This is a genomic window from Streptomyces sp. NPDC048106, assembly GCF_040706415.1.
Lineage (GTDB): Bacteria > Actinomycetota > Actinomycetes > Streptomycetales > Streptomycetaceae > Streptomyces.
In genome coordinates this window covers 49,612-64,283 of record NZ_JBEZND010000001.1, presented here as the reverse complement: position 1 = coordinate 64,283, position 14,672 = coordinate 49,612, and the positions used below count along the sequence as shown (strand labels likewise).

Annotated in this window: 8 protein-coding genes; 5 read left to right on the top strand and 3 right to left on the bottom strand. The window is 74.2% G+C overall.

The features are described from left to right. Positions 1–5: 5 nt before the first annotated feature. The 3 genes from prfB to AB0927_RS00220 all read right to left on the bottom strand — a co-directional run bounded on the left by prfB (position 6) and on the right by AB0927_RS00220 (position 4,618). Complete coding sequence (gene prfB, locus AB0927_RS00230; protein ID WP_366665190.1) at positions 6–1,112, bottom strand: peptide chain release factor 2; 1,107 nt, start codon at positions 1,110–1,112, stop codon at positions 6–8. A gap of 481 nt (positions 1,113–1,593) precedes the next feature. Then, positions 1,594–2,820, bottom strand: coding sequence for a serine/threonine-protein kinase (locus AB0927_RS00225; RefSeq protein WP_366665189.1), 1,227 nt, complete (start codon positions 2,818–2,820; stop codon positions 1,594–1,596). A 112-nt stretch (positions 2,821–2,932) separates the two neighbouring features. Beyond that, positions 2,933–4,618: a serine/threonine-protein kinase gene (locus tag AB0927_RS00220; RefSeq protein WP_366665188.1), complete on the bottom strand. Its 1,686-nt coding sequence runs from the start codon at positions 4,616–4,618 to the stop codon at positions 2,933–2,935. 437 nt (positions 4,619–5,055) lie between these two features. On the opposite strand from AB0927_RS00220, the gene AB0927_RS00215 reads away from it, so the two are divergent. From AB0927_RS00215 to AB0927_RS00195, 5 genes are all read left to right on the top strand, one after another. Continuing rightward, entirely contained in the window at positions 5,056–8,355 is a 3,300-nt protein-coding gene (locus AB0927_RS00215; protein WP_366665187.1) for an FHA domain-containing protein, read from the top strand. 185 nt (positions 8,356–8,540) lie between these two features. Next, positions 8,541–9,920: an ABC transporter substrate-binding protein gene (locus AB0927_RS00210; RefSeq protein ID WP_366665186.1), complete on the top strand. Its 1,380-nt coding sequence runs from the start codon at positions 8,541–8,543 to the stop codon at positions 9,918–9,920. A gap of 7 nt (positions 9,921–9,927) precedes the next feature. Beyond that, entirely contained in the window at positions 9,928–11,271 is a 1,344-nt protein-coding gene (locus AB0927_RS00205; protein WP_366665185.1) for a sugar ABC transporter permease, read from the top strand. Next, positions 11,268–12,170 carry a carbohydrate ABC transporter permease gene (locus tag AB0927_RS00200; protein WP_366665184.1) on the top strand — a complete coding sequence of 301 codons (903 nt, stop codon included), beginning with the start codon at positions 11,268–11,270 and terminating at the stop codon, positions 12,168–12,170. The genes AB0927_RS00205 and AB0927_RS00200 overlap by 4 nt, the downstream gene beginning before the upstream one ends. A gap of 155 nt (positions 12,171–12,325) precedes the next feature. Beyond that, positions 12,326–14,584 (top strand): CDP-glycerol glycerophosphotransferase family protein, encoded by a 2,259-nt coding sequence (locus AB0927_RS00195; protein WP_366665183.1) that lies wholly within the window; start codon positions 12,326–12,328, stop codon positions 14,582–14,584. The last annotated feature ends 88 nt before the right edge of the window (positions 14,585–14,672 follow it).

Sequence of the window (14,672 nt, the reverse complement as noted above, 5' to 3'; positions counted from 1 at the left end):
CAAGGTTACTTCTCCTGCTGCTTGCGCCAGCGAATGCCGGCCTCCAGGAAACCGTCGATCTCGCCGTTGAACACGGCCTCGGGGTTGCCGACCTCGTGCTCGGTACGCAGGTCCTTGACCATCTGGTACGGGTGGAGCACGTACGAACGCATCTGGTTGCCCCAGGAGTTGCCGCCGTCGCCCTTGAGGGCGTCCATCTTGGCCTGCTCCTCCTGGCGGCGGCGCTCCAGCAGCTTGGCCTGGAGGACGTTCATCGCGGTGGCGCGGTTCTGGATCTGCGACCGCTCGTTCTGACAGGAGACCACGATGCCGGTGGGCAGGTGGGTGATGCGGACCGCGGAGTCGGTCGTGTTGACGCCCTGGCCGCCGGGGCCGGAGGAACGGTAGACGTCGATGCGCAGCTCGGACTCGTCGATCTCGACGTGGTCGGACTGCTCGACCACGGGCAGCACCTCGACACCGGCGAAGGAGGTCTGGCGGCGGCCCTGGTTGTCGAAGGGCGAGATGCGGACCAGACGGTGGGTGCCCTGCTCGACGGAGAGGGTGCCGTAGGCGTACGGCGAGTGGACGGCGATGGTGGTCGACTTGATGCCGGCCTCTTCGGCGTACGACGTCTCGATCAGCTCGGTCTTGTAGCCGCGCTGCTCGGCCCAGCGCAGGTACATGCGCTGGAGCTTCTCGGCGAAGTCGGCGGCGTCGACGCCGCCGGCCTCGGCGCGGATGTTGACCAGCGCCTCACGGGAGTCGTACTCGCCGGACAGGAGGGTACGGACCTCCATCTCGTCCAGCGCCTTACGCACACCGGTCAGCTCGGACTCGGCCTCGGCACGGGTGTCCGGGTCGTCCTCCTCCTCGGCCATCTCGAAGAGGACCGCGAGGTCGTCGATGCGGCCGCGCAGCGCCTCCGCCTTCCTGACCTCGGCCTGGAGGTGGGAGAGCTTGCTGGTGATCTTCTGTGCCTCGTCCGGGTTGTCCCACAGGGACGGGGCCGCCGCCTGCTCCTCGAGCGCGGCGATATCTGCCCTCATCTTGTCGAGGTCCAGGACGGCCTCGATCGACTCCATGGTCGAGGAGAGGGACTTCAGCTCTTCGGATACATCGACGACTGCCACGGTTCAAGCGTAACGGCTGTGGCAAGCGACCTCCGCCGCGCTGCCCCTCCGGGGGCTTACGAGGGGCGACCGGCGGGACGGGGCGGCCGGGAGGGGGACTCGGCTCAGCCGGCGAGGGAGGGCGGACGCGAGGGGAGGGTGCGCGAGTCGGCCGGCGTGGAGGAGAGGGGAAGGAAGGGAAGGGTGGCGGGGCGCTGGGCGGTGGTCGGGGTCACTCGGCGGGCAGAGACCCGGGCGGGCCTTCCCCGGGGCCCGAGGTGGGGCGGGGTGTCTGGTTCTTGGCCGACCGGGAGCTCGCCGGACGCGGCCGGGGAGGCCGGGCGCGACCGGGGAGGGAGCGACACGCCGACGCCGGGCCGGGGCCCCAGCCGACCGAGACGGGCGAGTGGGTGGGCGGGAAAGACGGGGCGCCGGGGCACGGCACCGGGCACGACTCACGCCGGGACGCGGAGGCACGGGGGCCGAGGGCTCGTGGGGGTGGTCAGGGGGTCGAGGTCGTGGAGGCCGGTCGGGGGGAGTCGTCCGGGGTGTCCGAGGTGGCCCACCAGGCGCCGGCGGAGACCAGGACCGCCAGGGCCGCGCCCGCCACGCCCAGCGTGATGCGGCGCCGCCGCACCGCGGCCCGGTGTTTCGCCGAGCCCGGCCGGGGGGCGCCCGCGGGCCGGGGTGCGCGAGCCGTGCCGTGCGCGCCGCCGGCCAGCTCGTCCGGCGCCGGGACGCGCATCGAGGTGTGCGTGTCCCGGTTGGAGTCGGGCCGGGCGCCCGGGACGAGAGAGACCGCCCCTCGGCGTCGTACCGGCTCGGCCCCCGCGGGAGCCGCCGGGGCCGGTTCCTCCTCGGCCTCCTCCGAGAGGTCCGGCTCGTCCACGTCCAGCGGCGGCAGCCCGGCGAGCGTCGGCAGCTGCTCCCGCAGCCGCGCCGCCAGTTCGGAGGCCCGCAGCCGGGACGCGGGCGCCTTGGCCAGGCACTGCACGATGAGCTGCCACAGCTCCTCGGGGATGCCGGGCAGCGGGACCACGGTCTCGGTGACATGGCGGCGCAGCACCGCGCCGGGGTGCCCCCCGCCGAACGGCGTGAAGCCCGCCAGCAGCTCGTACAGCACCGTGGCCAGCGCGTAGATGTCCACGGAGGCCCGCGGGGGCAGCCCCTCGACGATCTCGGGGGCCAGGTAGTCCGGCGTGCCGATGATCTTCGTGGCCCGCGTCCGCCGGGGCGCGTCGATCAGCTTGGCCACCCCGAAGTCGGTCAGCAGCGCCGGGTGCGCCCCGCCGGGGCCGAGCGGGCCCTGCATGTCGAGCAGCACGTTCTCCGGCTTGACGTCCCGGTGCACGACTCCGGCCGCGTGCGCCGCGGCCAGCGCGTCCGCGATGTCGGCGACGATCGCGACCGCCGCCTCGGGCGCGAGCCTGCGCTCCCGCTCCAGCCGGGTGCGCAGATCGGTGCCGCGCACCAGGTCCATCACCAGGGCCAGGTCATTGCCGTCGACCACCAGGTCGCGCACGGTGACGATGTGCGGGTGTTCGAGCCCGAGCAGCGCCGTGCGCTCCTGGACGAAGCGCCCGACCAGTTCCTGGTCCGAGGCGAGGTCCTCCCGCAGCAGCTTGATCGCGACGGGTCCCTCGGGCCCCTCGCCCAGCCACACCGTGCCTGCGCTGCCCCGCCCCAGGATCTGGTTCGCGGTGTACCGGCTGCCGATCTTCCGTGCCAAGACTGCTCCTACAGACGCGTGTTGCCGTTAAAACTACGCGTCCGGCGAGCCAACCTTCACCGCGGAGAGGGAAATCACCCGCCAGATGTCGACAAATCCCCAACCCCGCACGTCAGTTGCCGCCACCCAGGTCCTTCACCCAGCCGCTCACCTGGTCCACCCAGTGGGTCACCTCGTGCCAGTAGCTGCGGCCCTGGCCGACCCATGTGTGCAGCGGCGTCAGCTCCCAGATCAGCCAGCTCGCCACCACGAGGATGACGATCGTGAACAGGCAGCCCTTCAGGCAGCCGAGCCCGGGGATCTTCATCGGGTTGGCGCTGCGCTGCCGCGGCGCCCGGGGCTCGCGCGCGGGCCGCTGCGGCTGCTGGGGCTGCTGGGGCCGCTGCGGCTGGCGCGCCGGGGCGTACTGCTGGGGCTGGTGCTGCTGGGGCTGTTGAGGCTGCTGCGGCGCATAGCCGTACCCCTGCTGCCGCCCGCGCTGCTGCGGCTGCTGCTGACGCGGCTGCGGCGCCTGCCGCGGCTGGTGCTGCGGGCGGGCGACCTGCCGCTGGGGCCGGTGGTGCAGCGGGTCGTCCTCCGGGGAGAGGTACTGGATCTGCGTCTGCTCGTTGCGGTCGCGGGCGGCCCGGAGCTGGTTCTGCCAGGGGTGCGGCTGGTCGGGTCCCGGCCCCTGCGGGCCGGTGTTCGGCAGCACGGCCGTCGGATCGGCGGCGCCGGTGTGCGGCAGTACGGCGGTGGGGTCCGCGGCACCGACGGGCCCGCCGGTGTGCGGCAGGACGCTGGTGGCGCCGTTCGGGTCGTACGACCCCGCCGGCGCGTTCGTCGGCAGCACCTGCGTGGGATCCGCGGCGCCTGCCGGGCCCGGCTCGCCCGGCACCGGGGCCGGGGCCGGGTCGGGGGCGAGCAGCGCGCCGACGCCCTCGGCCGCCGCGATCCCGGCGGCGTTCGCGTGCACCCCGATGCCCTGGGCGACGACCCGCAGGGCGCGCGCGAGGTTCTCGGCGCTGGGCCGCTCCAGGGGGTTCTTGCGCAGGCAGCGCTCGATCACCGTCCACAGCGGGTCCGGCACGGTGGTGGGCCGGCGCGCCTCGGCGCTGAGGTGCTGGTGCAGCACCTCCAGCGAGGTGGCGCCGGAGAACGGCGGACGGCCGGTGACCAGCTCGTACAGCAGGATGCCGGCGCCGTAGACGTCCACCGCGGAGGTCTGCGGGCGGCCCTCGGCGGACTCCGGCGCGACGTACGCGGGCGTGCCGACGAACTCCTGGGTGCGGGTCAGGCCCGGGGAGTCGGCGAGGCGGGCGATGCCGAAGTCGGTCAGCATCGGGTGCATCTCGCCGTCCCGCTGCCGCAGCAGCACGTTGGCGGGCTTCAGGTCGCGGTGCACGACGCCGTCGGCGTGGCTGGCGGCGAGCGCGTCGGCGACCTGCGCGGTCAGCAGGGCGGCGGCGACCGGCGTCAGGGGGCCGTTCTCGCGCAGGTAGCGGTGCAGGTCGGGGCCGTCGACCAGGTCCATGACCAGCGCCAGCAGCTCGCCCTCCACGACCAGGTCGCGGACCCGGACGATGTTCGGGTGGGTGAGCCGGAGCAGGACGGAGCGCTCGCGCAGGAAGCGCATCACGATGTCCGGGTCGCTCGCCAGCTCCTCCTTGAGGACCTTGATCGCGACCGTTTCGCCCGGCTGGCCGGGGACGGCCGCCTCCTCGCCCGCGGTCTCGCGCTGGCGGGCACGCCAGACGGTGCCTGTGGCGCCGCGTCCGAGCGGCTCCTCAAGCAGGTACTTGCTGCCGACTGGCCGCACGTCACGCGCTCCCTGCTGCTGCTTGGCTGCTTGCTGATGCTGCTTGCCTGGGTTCCGGATGTTCCGACCCACTGTAGTGCCGCCCGGTGGGGCGCCACGTAAGCGTTCCCGGGCGGATTCGAAGGAAAGACGCGTGTCTTCGGGCCGTGGTTGCCGCCGGAAGTCGCCGTGAGCCGCCACGAGATGCCCCGAGCCGTCACAAGACGCCCTGAGCCGCCATAAGAAGGGACGTGACCGATCTCAACTGATCGTCCGCGCGGCCCATGTCAGGCATTTTTGGGGGCAGAGCCGACCAATCAAGATCACTTGGCACCGGGTGGCGGGCGCGGCGCCGACGGCAGGTGCGAGGATGCTTCCCGTACTGGCCGACGTGCTCGTGTGGGGTGGGGGGTAGTCCGCGCCCGCGCAGACCCGCGCAGAAGGGACCGCTGACGCCGATGCAGATCCGGCTGACCGTCGTAGACCCGCTGGGCCCGCCCCCGCAGCGGGGCGCGAGCCGCGACGTGCTGGTCACGGCGCCCGCGGGCACCGACCTCGCCGCGGTCGCGTCCGCGCTGGCCGGAGCGGTCACCGGGGAGGGCGCCGGCCGCGACACCGGGGGCGCGGCGGTCGTGCTGTACGCCGGTGTCGAGCGGCTGGATCCGCGCCGCGCCGTTCTCGGGGAGCCGCCGCTGGTCGACGGCGCCGTGCTGTCCCTGGGCGCCCCCGCGGCCGCCGAACCGCACCCCGAGCTGGACGGCGCGCCCACGCAACTGCACGTGGTGGCGGGGCCGGACGCGGGCGGGGTCCATCTGCTGCACGGCGGCCGGATCACCGTCGGGCGCTCCGCGGACGCGGACGTGCCGCTGGACGACCCCGATGTCTCGCGCCTGCACTGCGCGGTCACGGTGGGCGCGGACGGGCGGGTGTCCGTCGCGGACCTCGGATCCACGAACGGTACGACGCTGGACGGCGCGCGGGTCGGGGAGCGGGCGGTGCGGGTCCCCGCCGGGGGCCTGGTGCGGGTCGGGGAGTCGGCGCTGCGGCTCGCTCCCGGGGGGCCACGCGCGCGGGTGCCGGTGGTCGCGGACGGAGAGGGGTGTCTGAGGGTCGGGGCCGGGTCCGGTGCGCCGGATTCCGCTTTCACGTCAGCACCGCCGGCCTCGCCGGTACCACTGGCATCACCAGCACCACCCGTACCGGATCCGGCGCCTTCGGCGACCGGTGCCGAGGTCACCGGGCACGCGTACGGCTCCGCCTCGTGGGGAACCGCCGACGCCGGTTCCCCGGAGCATCGCGGTGGTGAGGGGTTCACCGGGCGCGGCGGGGACACGCACGCGGGGCGGTTCGGGGTCGGCGGCGGGGCGCAGACCGTCCGGCGGCGGGGCCTCGGCGCCTGGGCCCGGCGGCTGGCCGGTGGGCGGGGCGAGCAGCCGGAGGGCGGCGCGCGGGCGTACGACGGCACGGACGCGGCCGGTGACGCCCCGGACGCCGGGGTTCCCCAGCGGCCCGACACCTGGCCGGACCCCGCCGCGCTGCTGCTGACGGCGCTCGGCCCGGGACCCCGGCTGTGGGAACGGGGGCCGGGACACCCGGAGGCGCTGACCGTACGGCTCGGCACCGCCGACCGGAGCACGCCGGACGGCGCGGGCCTGCTGCCGGCCGTGCCGGTGACCGCCGCGCTGCGGGAGGCGGGCGCGCTGGGCCTCGCCGGGCCCCGGCCCCGGCTGTCCGGGCTGGCCCGCGCGGTGCTGGCCCAGCTCGCCGCGCTGCACTCCCCCGATCTGCTGGAAGTGGTGCTGATCAGCGCCGACGGCTCCCGTCCCGTGGAGGAGCGCACGGCCGAGTGGTCCTGGCTGGGCTGGCTCCCGCACGTCCGCCCGAACCACGGTCAGGACTGCCGTCTCCTGCTTGCCTACGACCGCGAACAGGCCGCCGCCCGCACGGAGGAACTGCTGCGCCGGGTGGACGACTTCACGGCGCGCGGCGCGGGAGCCGGCCGCCCCGGCCCGGCCCCGGCGGGATCCGGGGCACGGCCCGGCACGCCGTACGACACCCCGCCGATGCCTCAGCAGAGCCGGGGTCCGGAGGCGCCCGGCGCCCCCGTCGGGCCCCTCGGCGCCCCGGGCCAGGGCACCCTGTCCCCGGCTTTCGGGGCGCCGACGCGGGACACCTCCCCTCGCCGCCCGTCCTGGGCCAGGGACGAGGTCGGCACCGGTTTCCCCGGCCCCTACACGGTCGTCGTGGTCGACGGCGATCCCGGCGGGAGCGGGCTCCAGGAGGGGCTGGCCCGCGTGGCCGTGGCGGGCCCCCGGGCCGGAGTGCACGTGGTGTGCCTGGCCGAGGTCGGCGCGTCCTCGGCGGCGTCCCCGGCGGGCCGGACCTACGACGCGGCATGCGCCGTGACCCCGACGCTGCGGCACTGCGGGGCCGTGGCCCTGCTCGGCGGCGACGTGGCCGGCACGCTCCGGCTGATGCGGGTCGCGCCGGGCGGGCCCGTGGCGCCCGGCGTGCTCGCCGCCGTGGACGCGGTGTCCCCGGCGTGGGCGGAGCGGTTCGCGCGGGCGCTGGCCCCGTTGCGGGCGGACGGCCCGGCCGGGGCGGGGCACGCGCGGGTGGCGACGCCGTTGCCGCAGTCGGCGCGGCTGCTGGACGAGCTGGGCCTGGCCCGCGCCACCCCGGCCTCGCTGATGGCCCGCTGGGCGGACGCGGCGGACGACCCGGAGGCGCTGGGCGGCCGGGCCCGCGCGGTGCTCGGCGCCGGACCGCACGGGCCGGTCACCGCGGACCTGGTGGCCGACGGTCCGCATCTGCTGATCGAGGGCCCGGCGGGCAGTGGTCGTACGGAGCTGCTGCGGGCCGTCGTGGCGTCGCTGGCCGCGGCCGAGCGGCCGGACCGGCTCGGCATGGTGCTCATCGACGGCCGGGACGGCGTCGGCACGGGCCCCGGACGCAACGAGGGCCTGCGGGTCTGCGTGGAGATACCCCATGTGACGACCCACCTGATCGCCAACGACCCCGTCCGCATGCGGGAGTTCGCGCAGTCGCTCAGCGCGGAGCTGAAGCGGCGCGCGGAGCTGCTGGGCCGGACCGACTTCGCGCAGTGGCACGCGGGGCAGGCGCCGCCGGGCCGGGTCGTCGCCCAGCGCACTCCGCCCGGCGCGGGGGACATCGAGGCGCCGCCCAGCTCCACGCTGCGGCTGCGGCCGGGCGCCGCGGCTCGTCAACGCGCGGAGGCGGCACCGCCGTTGCCCCGGCTCGTGGTGGTCGTCGACGATCTGGACGCGCTGGTCTCCCCCGCGCTCGGCGCCCCCGGCCGGCCCGCCGCGGGTTCGGTGACGCGGGCGCTGGAGGCGGTGGCCCGCGAGGGCGAGCGGCTGGGCGTGCACCTGGTGGCGGCGGCCGGCACGGACGGCCGTACGGCGGACAGCGAACCGGCCCGCCGGGCCGCCCTGCGCATCACCCTGGCGCCTCCGCAGCAGGGCCCCGACGAACCGGCCCCGGGTCGCGGCGAGTTGGCCCGGCCGGACGGCGGCTCGGTGGAGTTCCAGGCCGGCCGGGTCACCGGCCGCATCCCCCGCACCGCGACCCAGCGCCCCACGGTCGTCCCGCTGGACTGGCACCGCATGGGCGACCCCCCGACCCGCCGCCCGGTCCGCGAACTCGGCAACGGCCCCACCGACCTGGCCCTCCTGGCCAGTGCCGTGGAACGCGCCGCCCGCCAGGTCGCGGCCGCCCAGGTGCCCTCGCTGCTGTAGGCGGGGCGAAGCCCAACGTGCCCTGAAGCAAGGCGCATACGCCCCCGGTCACGACCCGGTCACGATCACCCCGCCCCGCCCGCAGGCGCTCTTGCCCCGCCTCCGCGGCCCGGCGTACACCGGACCGCACGGGACAGAGTTCTGACGTTCACGGTGAAAGACGGAGAACGACGAACGGGGAAGTGATGCGCAGCAAGAGCGACACCATCCGGACCGGCAGGGCCGTCGGCGCGGTCGCCGCGTTGCTCGCGGGGGGCCTTGTGCTCAGCGCGTGCTCCGGCGGGGGCGGCGGTGACGACAAGAAGGACAAGGGGAGTTCGCCGTCCAGTGGCGCCTCCGTCTCGCTGCCCAGGCTGGACGGGGCGAAGCTGGAGATCGCGGCCGTGTGGACCGGGCAGGAGCAGACGAACTTCAAGAAGGTCCTCGCGGAGTTCGAGAAGCGCACCGGCGCGAAGGTCACCTTCGTGCCCGCGCAGGACCCGATCATCAACTTCCTCGGTTCGAAGGTCGCGGGCGGGCAGCCGCCGGACGTGGCGCTGCTGCCGCAGCCCGGCGCCATCAAGCAGGCCGTGGACAAGGGGTGGGCCAAGCCGGTCGGGCCGGACGCGCTCAAGGAGGTGCGGAAGAACTACTCGCAGGGCTGGCAGGACATCGGCAAGGTCGACGGCAAGCAGTACGGCGTCTACTACAAGGCCGCCAACAAGTCTCTGGTCTGGTACAACGCGAAGGCCTTCGAGAACGCGGGCGCCAAGGAGCCGCGGACCTGGCAGGACCTGCTGACGGCCGCGCAGGCCGTGTACGACTCCGGGGTCACGCCCTTCTCCGTGCCGGGCGCGGACGGGTGGCCGCTGACGGACTGGTTCGAGAACGTCTATCTGTCGCAGGCGGGGCCGCAGAAGTACGACCAGCTCGCCCAGCACAAGATCAAGTGGACCGACCCGTCGGTGAAGCGGGCGCTGGAGACGCTGGCGCAGATCTGGGGCAAGAAGGACTACCTGGCGGGCGGGCAGAACGGCGCGTTGCAGACGGAGTTCCCCAGCTCGGTCACCCAGACCTTCACCGGCGGCGACCAGCCGAAGGCCGCGATGGTCTACGAGGGCGACTTCGCGCAGGTCAACATCGGTGAGACCAAGGCGAAGGTGGGCACGGACGCCAAGGTGTTCCCGTTCCCCGCCGTCGGTTCCGCCGCGCCCGTGGTCTCCGGCGGCGACGCGGCGGTGATCCTGAAGGACTCCAAGGCGGCGCAGGCCCTGATGGCCTTCCTCGCCTCCCCGGACGCGGCCACGATCCAGGCGAAGCTGGGCGGCTACCTCTCGCCGAACAAGAGCGTGCCCATCTCCGCGTACCCGAACAGCGTGCAGCGGAAGATCGCCGAGGCGCTGATCGCGTCCGGTGACGACTTCCGCTTCGACATGTCCGACCAGGCCCCGCAGGCGTTCGGCGGCACCCCCGGCAAGGGCGAGTGGAAGGATCTCCAGGACTTCCTGAAGAACCCGGGCGACGTCGCGGGCACCCAGGCGAAGCTGGAGAAGGACGCGGCGGCCGCGTACGGAAGCGGGAGCTGAGCCGGCGATGGCGTCGGCAGCGGCGGCCGGGGCCCCACCGGGTCCCGCCGCGCCTCGCGCGCGCAAGAGCGTGACCGGCACCCGTAAGGCCGTGGCAGTGCTGTTCCTGCTGCCCGCCCTGGTGCTGCTGGGCGCGCTCGTGGTCTACCCGATCGGGTACTCGATCGTCCGCAGTTTCGGCACCGACTCGGGGCACGGCTTCGCCGGGTTCGACAACTACCGGACGGTCTTCACCGACGACGGCATCCTCACCGCCCTCAAGAACAACGTCATCTGGGTGGTGTTCGCGCCCGCCGTCTCCACCGCGCTCGGGCTGGTCTTCGCGGTGCTGACCGAACGGGTGCGCTGGGGCACGGCGTTCAAGCTGGTCGTCTTCATGCCGATGGCGATCTCGATGCTCGCGGCCGGGATCATCTTCCGGCTGGTGTACGACCAGGACCCGGACAAGGGCGTCGCCAACGCCGCGTGGGTGTCGGTGCACGACACGTTCGCGCAGTCCTCGGCGTTCCCGAAGGCGCATCCGGGGCGCCGGTCGCCGCTGGTGCCGAAGGACGGCGGGTTCGTCACCAGGACCGTCGTGCACGCCGGGCAGCCGGTCACCCTGCCGCTCGTCGGAGTCGCCCCGGACATGATGCCGGGCGGCGCGAAGAAGGCGGCGGCCGCGAAGGCCGAACCGGGCCGGGTCACCGGCACCACCTGGCAGGACTTCACCCGCGGCAAGGGCGTCGGCCGGCTCGGCGCGCCCGACCCGGCGGAGCTGGGCTATCCGGGGATGCGGATCGAGGCGGTGAAGGGCGGCAAGGTCGTGGCCTCGGCGAAGGCGGCGGCGGACGGCACCTTCACGCTGCCCGCCGCCGCGGACGGGGCCCGGCTGCGGCTGCCGGCCGGCAACTTCCGGGAGCCGTACAACGGCGTGGAGTGGCTCGGCCCGGCGCTGGTCACCCCGGCGATCATCGGCGCGTACGTCTGGATGTGGGCGGGCTTCGCGATGGTGCTGATCGCGGCCGGACTCGCGGGCGTGCCGCGGGAGTTGCTGGAGGCCGCGCGGGTGGACGGCGCGAGTGAGTGGCAGGTGTTCCGCAGGGTCACCGTGCCGTTACTCGCGCCGGTCCTCGCGGTCGTCGCGGTCACCCTGATGATCAACGTGCTCAAGGTGTTCGACCTCGTCTACATCATCGCCCCCGGCTCCTCGCAGGACGACGCCAACGTGCTCGCCCTGGAGCTGTACCGCAGGGGCTTCGCGGAGGGCCAGCCGGGCGTCGCGAGCGCGATCGCGGTGTTCCTGCTGCTGCTGGTGATCCCGGTGATGCTGTTCAACATCCGACGGCTCAGGCGGGAGGTACGGCGATGACGGCGCTCGCCACCGACGTGCGGAAGGCGGCACCCGCGCCCAGGGCCCGGCAGTCGCTCGGCGCGAGGATCGCACAGCGGCTGAACGGCACCCTGGTCCGGGTCTTCCTCGTCCTGGTCGGCCTGTTCTGGCTGGTGCCGACCATCGGCCTGCTGATCTCCTCGCTGCGCTCCCCCGACGCCATGAGCGCGAGCGGCTGGTGGACGGTGTTCACCAAGCCCTCCCAGCTGACCTTCGGCAGCTACAAGAACCTGCTGGAGAACGGCGACATCACCCACTCCCTGCTGAACACGGTGCTGATCACGGTCCCGGCGACCGTGCTCGTCGTGGTCATCGGCTCGCTCGCCGGATACGCGTTCGCGTGGATGGAGTTCCCGGGCCGGGACTGGTGGTTCCTCGGTGTGGTCAGCCTGCTGGTGGTGCCGGTGCAGGTGGCGCTGCTGCCGATCGCCGAACTGTTCGGGAAGATCGGCCTGTTCGGGACGATCCTCGGCGTGGTCCTGTTCCACACCGGCTTCGGTCTGCCGTTCGCCGTGTTCCTGCTGCGGAACTTCTTCGCGGAGATCCCGCGCGAACTGCTGGAGGCGGCCCGCCTCGACGGGGCCGGTGAACTGCGGCTGTTCGCGCGGGTGGTGATGCCGCTCGGCGGACCGGCGATCGCGAGCCTCGGCATCTTCCAGTTCCTGTGGGTGTGGAACGACATGCTGGTCGCGCTGGTGTTCACCAAGTCCGGCACCCAGCCGATCACGGTCGCGCTCCAGACCCAGGTACGGCAGTTCGGCAACAACATCGACGTGCTGGCGCCCGGTGCGTTCATCTCCATGGTGATCCCGCTGGCCGTGTTCTTCGCGTTCCAGCGGCAGTTCGTGTCGGGGGTGATGGCGGGGGCGGTCAAGTAGGCGTTCGCGGAAGGCAGTAGGGGGGTCGGCTCGGGCACGGGCCGGCCCCCTCCCGCTCGCTGGGTGTCCCCCGAATGCCGTACAGGCCGTAACCCCGTCACTCCTTCGGCCGTTGCCGGGCATAACGCCCGCGCCGACCGACCCATGGATGTCCCGTGCCCAGGTTCAGTGTCATCGTCCCCGCGTACCAGGTCCAGGCGTACCTCCCCGAGTGCCTGGACTCGGTGCTGTCGCAGTCGTACCCGGATCTCGAAGTGATCGCCGTGGACGACCGTTCGCCTGACGCGTGCGGGGAGATCATCGACGAGTACGCGGCCCGGGACCCCCGGGTGAAGCCGGTGCACCTGGAGGAGAACCGGGGGCTCGGACGGGCCCGGAACGCGGGGATCGCGCAGGCCACCGGCGACTACCTGATCTTCCTGGACAGCGACGACACCCTCACCCCGGGCGCGCTGCGGGCCATCGCCGAGCGGATCGAGGCGACCGGCGGGCCGGATGTGCTGGTGTACGACTACGAGCGCACGTACGGGGACGGCCGGCGGGTGCGCAACCATCTGGCGGCCGAGCTGTCCGAGCGCGGCCCGGCGCCCTTCCGGCTCACGGACCGGCCGGGGCTGCTGCGGGTGCTGATGGTGGCCTGGAACAAGGCGTACCGGCGGGAGTTCGTCGCGGCGGAGGGCTTCACCTTCCCGCCGGGCTACTACGAGGACACCCCCTGGACCTTCCCGGTGCTGATGGCGGCCGGGTCGGTCGCCACGCTGGACCGGGTGTGCGTGCACTACCGGCAGCGCCGCCAGGGCAGCATCCTGTCCACCACCAGCCGTAAGCACTTCGATCTGTTCGACCAGTACGAGCGGGTCTTCGCCTACGTCGCCGACCACCCCGAACTCGCCTGCTGGAAACCCGAGTTGTTCCGGAGGATGGTCGACCACTACGGGGTCGTCTTCACCCGGCCGGGGCGGCTGCCGCGCGGCAGCCACGGGGAGTTCCTGCGCCGGGCCCGCGACCACCACCGCCGTTACCGGGTGCCGAAGGCGCGGCTGAGGCGGCGGCACGTGCTGATCCGGTTCGGGCTGCACCGCACCTTCCGGGCGCTGCGGTACGTCTCCGCCGTCCGCCGGCGCGTGCGCAGGGCCGTGCTGGGTACGGCGCGCGTCGTGCGCTCCGGCGCGCTCCGGCTGCACTACCGGATCCAGCTCCGGCTGCCCCTGCGGCCCGAGCGGGCGCTGTTCGGCGCCGAGGGCGGGTACGCCGGCGACCCGGCCGCGCTGGAGGAGGCGGTGCGCCGGTACGCCCCGCACGTGCGCACCGCCTGGCTCGCCGACCCGGCGCACCCGCACCCGCTCCCGCCCGGCCCCCGCCGCATCACCCCCGGCACCGCCGCCCACTGGACGGCGCTCGCCCGCTCCACGTACCTGTTCGGCGACGCCCACCTCACGCGCGGGCTGCGCAAGCGGGACGGGCAGATCCTCGTGCGCACCCTCGGAGGAACTCCCCTCGGTCATACCGGACTTGACCTCGCGGAGCGTCCGACGGCCGCCCGGGGCACCGACCACGCGGCGCATCTGCGGGACGTCGACCAGTGGGACCACGTGGTCTCCGGCAACCGGCACTCCACCCTGGTCTGGGAGCGGGTCCACCCGGGCCGCTACACCACCCTGGAGTACGGCAGCCCGCGCACCGACGTCTTCCAGCGGGCCACCCCCGACGACGTGGCCCGGCTGCGCGCCTCGCTGGGCGTCCCCGTGGGCGCGGTCGCGATCCTCTACGCGCCCGCCCGCCGCGACCACCGCCGCACCCAGCACCTCCCGCTGGACCTGCCGCGGCTCGCGCACGCCCTCGGCCCGCGCTTCGTGATCCTCGCCCGCACCCACGGGGACGTGCCCGTCGAGGGCGCCCGGGTCGTGGACGTCTCCGCGCACCCCTGCCGCAAGGAGCTGTGCCTGGCCTCGGACGCGCTGCTCACCGACCAGTCGCCGCTCGTGTTCGACTACGCGGGCCTGGACCGGCCGATCGTGCTGCACACCGGGGACTGGGCGGCGTACGAGGCCGTCCGCGGCGCCTACGTCGACCTGCCCGCTGCCCCGCCGGGCGAGGTGGGGCGCGACGAGGACGAGTTGGCCCGGGTGTTCACCGACGGCCGCTGGAACAGCGCGCGCGCCGCGCGGCTGCGGGCCGCGTTCCGGGACCGGTTCTGCCCGTGGGACGACGGGCGCGCCGCCGAGCGGGTCGTACGGCACATCGTGCTGGGCCGCACCGAGCCGTCACCGGTGGTGCCGCCCGCCGAGCGCCGTCCGGTGCCGTCGGCCGCGGCGGCCCGTAGGGGTACCGCGGGCACCGAACGGCAACCGTTGACCACCGTGCCGCATCCGGCCGAGCCCCACCCCGACCCCAGGGCCGCCGAACACCGCTGAGATCACCGGGAGTTCCCATGGCCCTCGGCTCGACGCGGCCCACTCCGAGCCGGCCGTCCACCTGGCGCCCGGCGGGGCGACCCGGCCG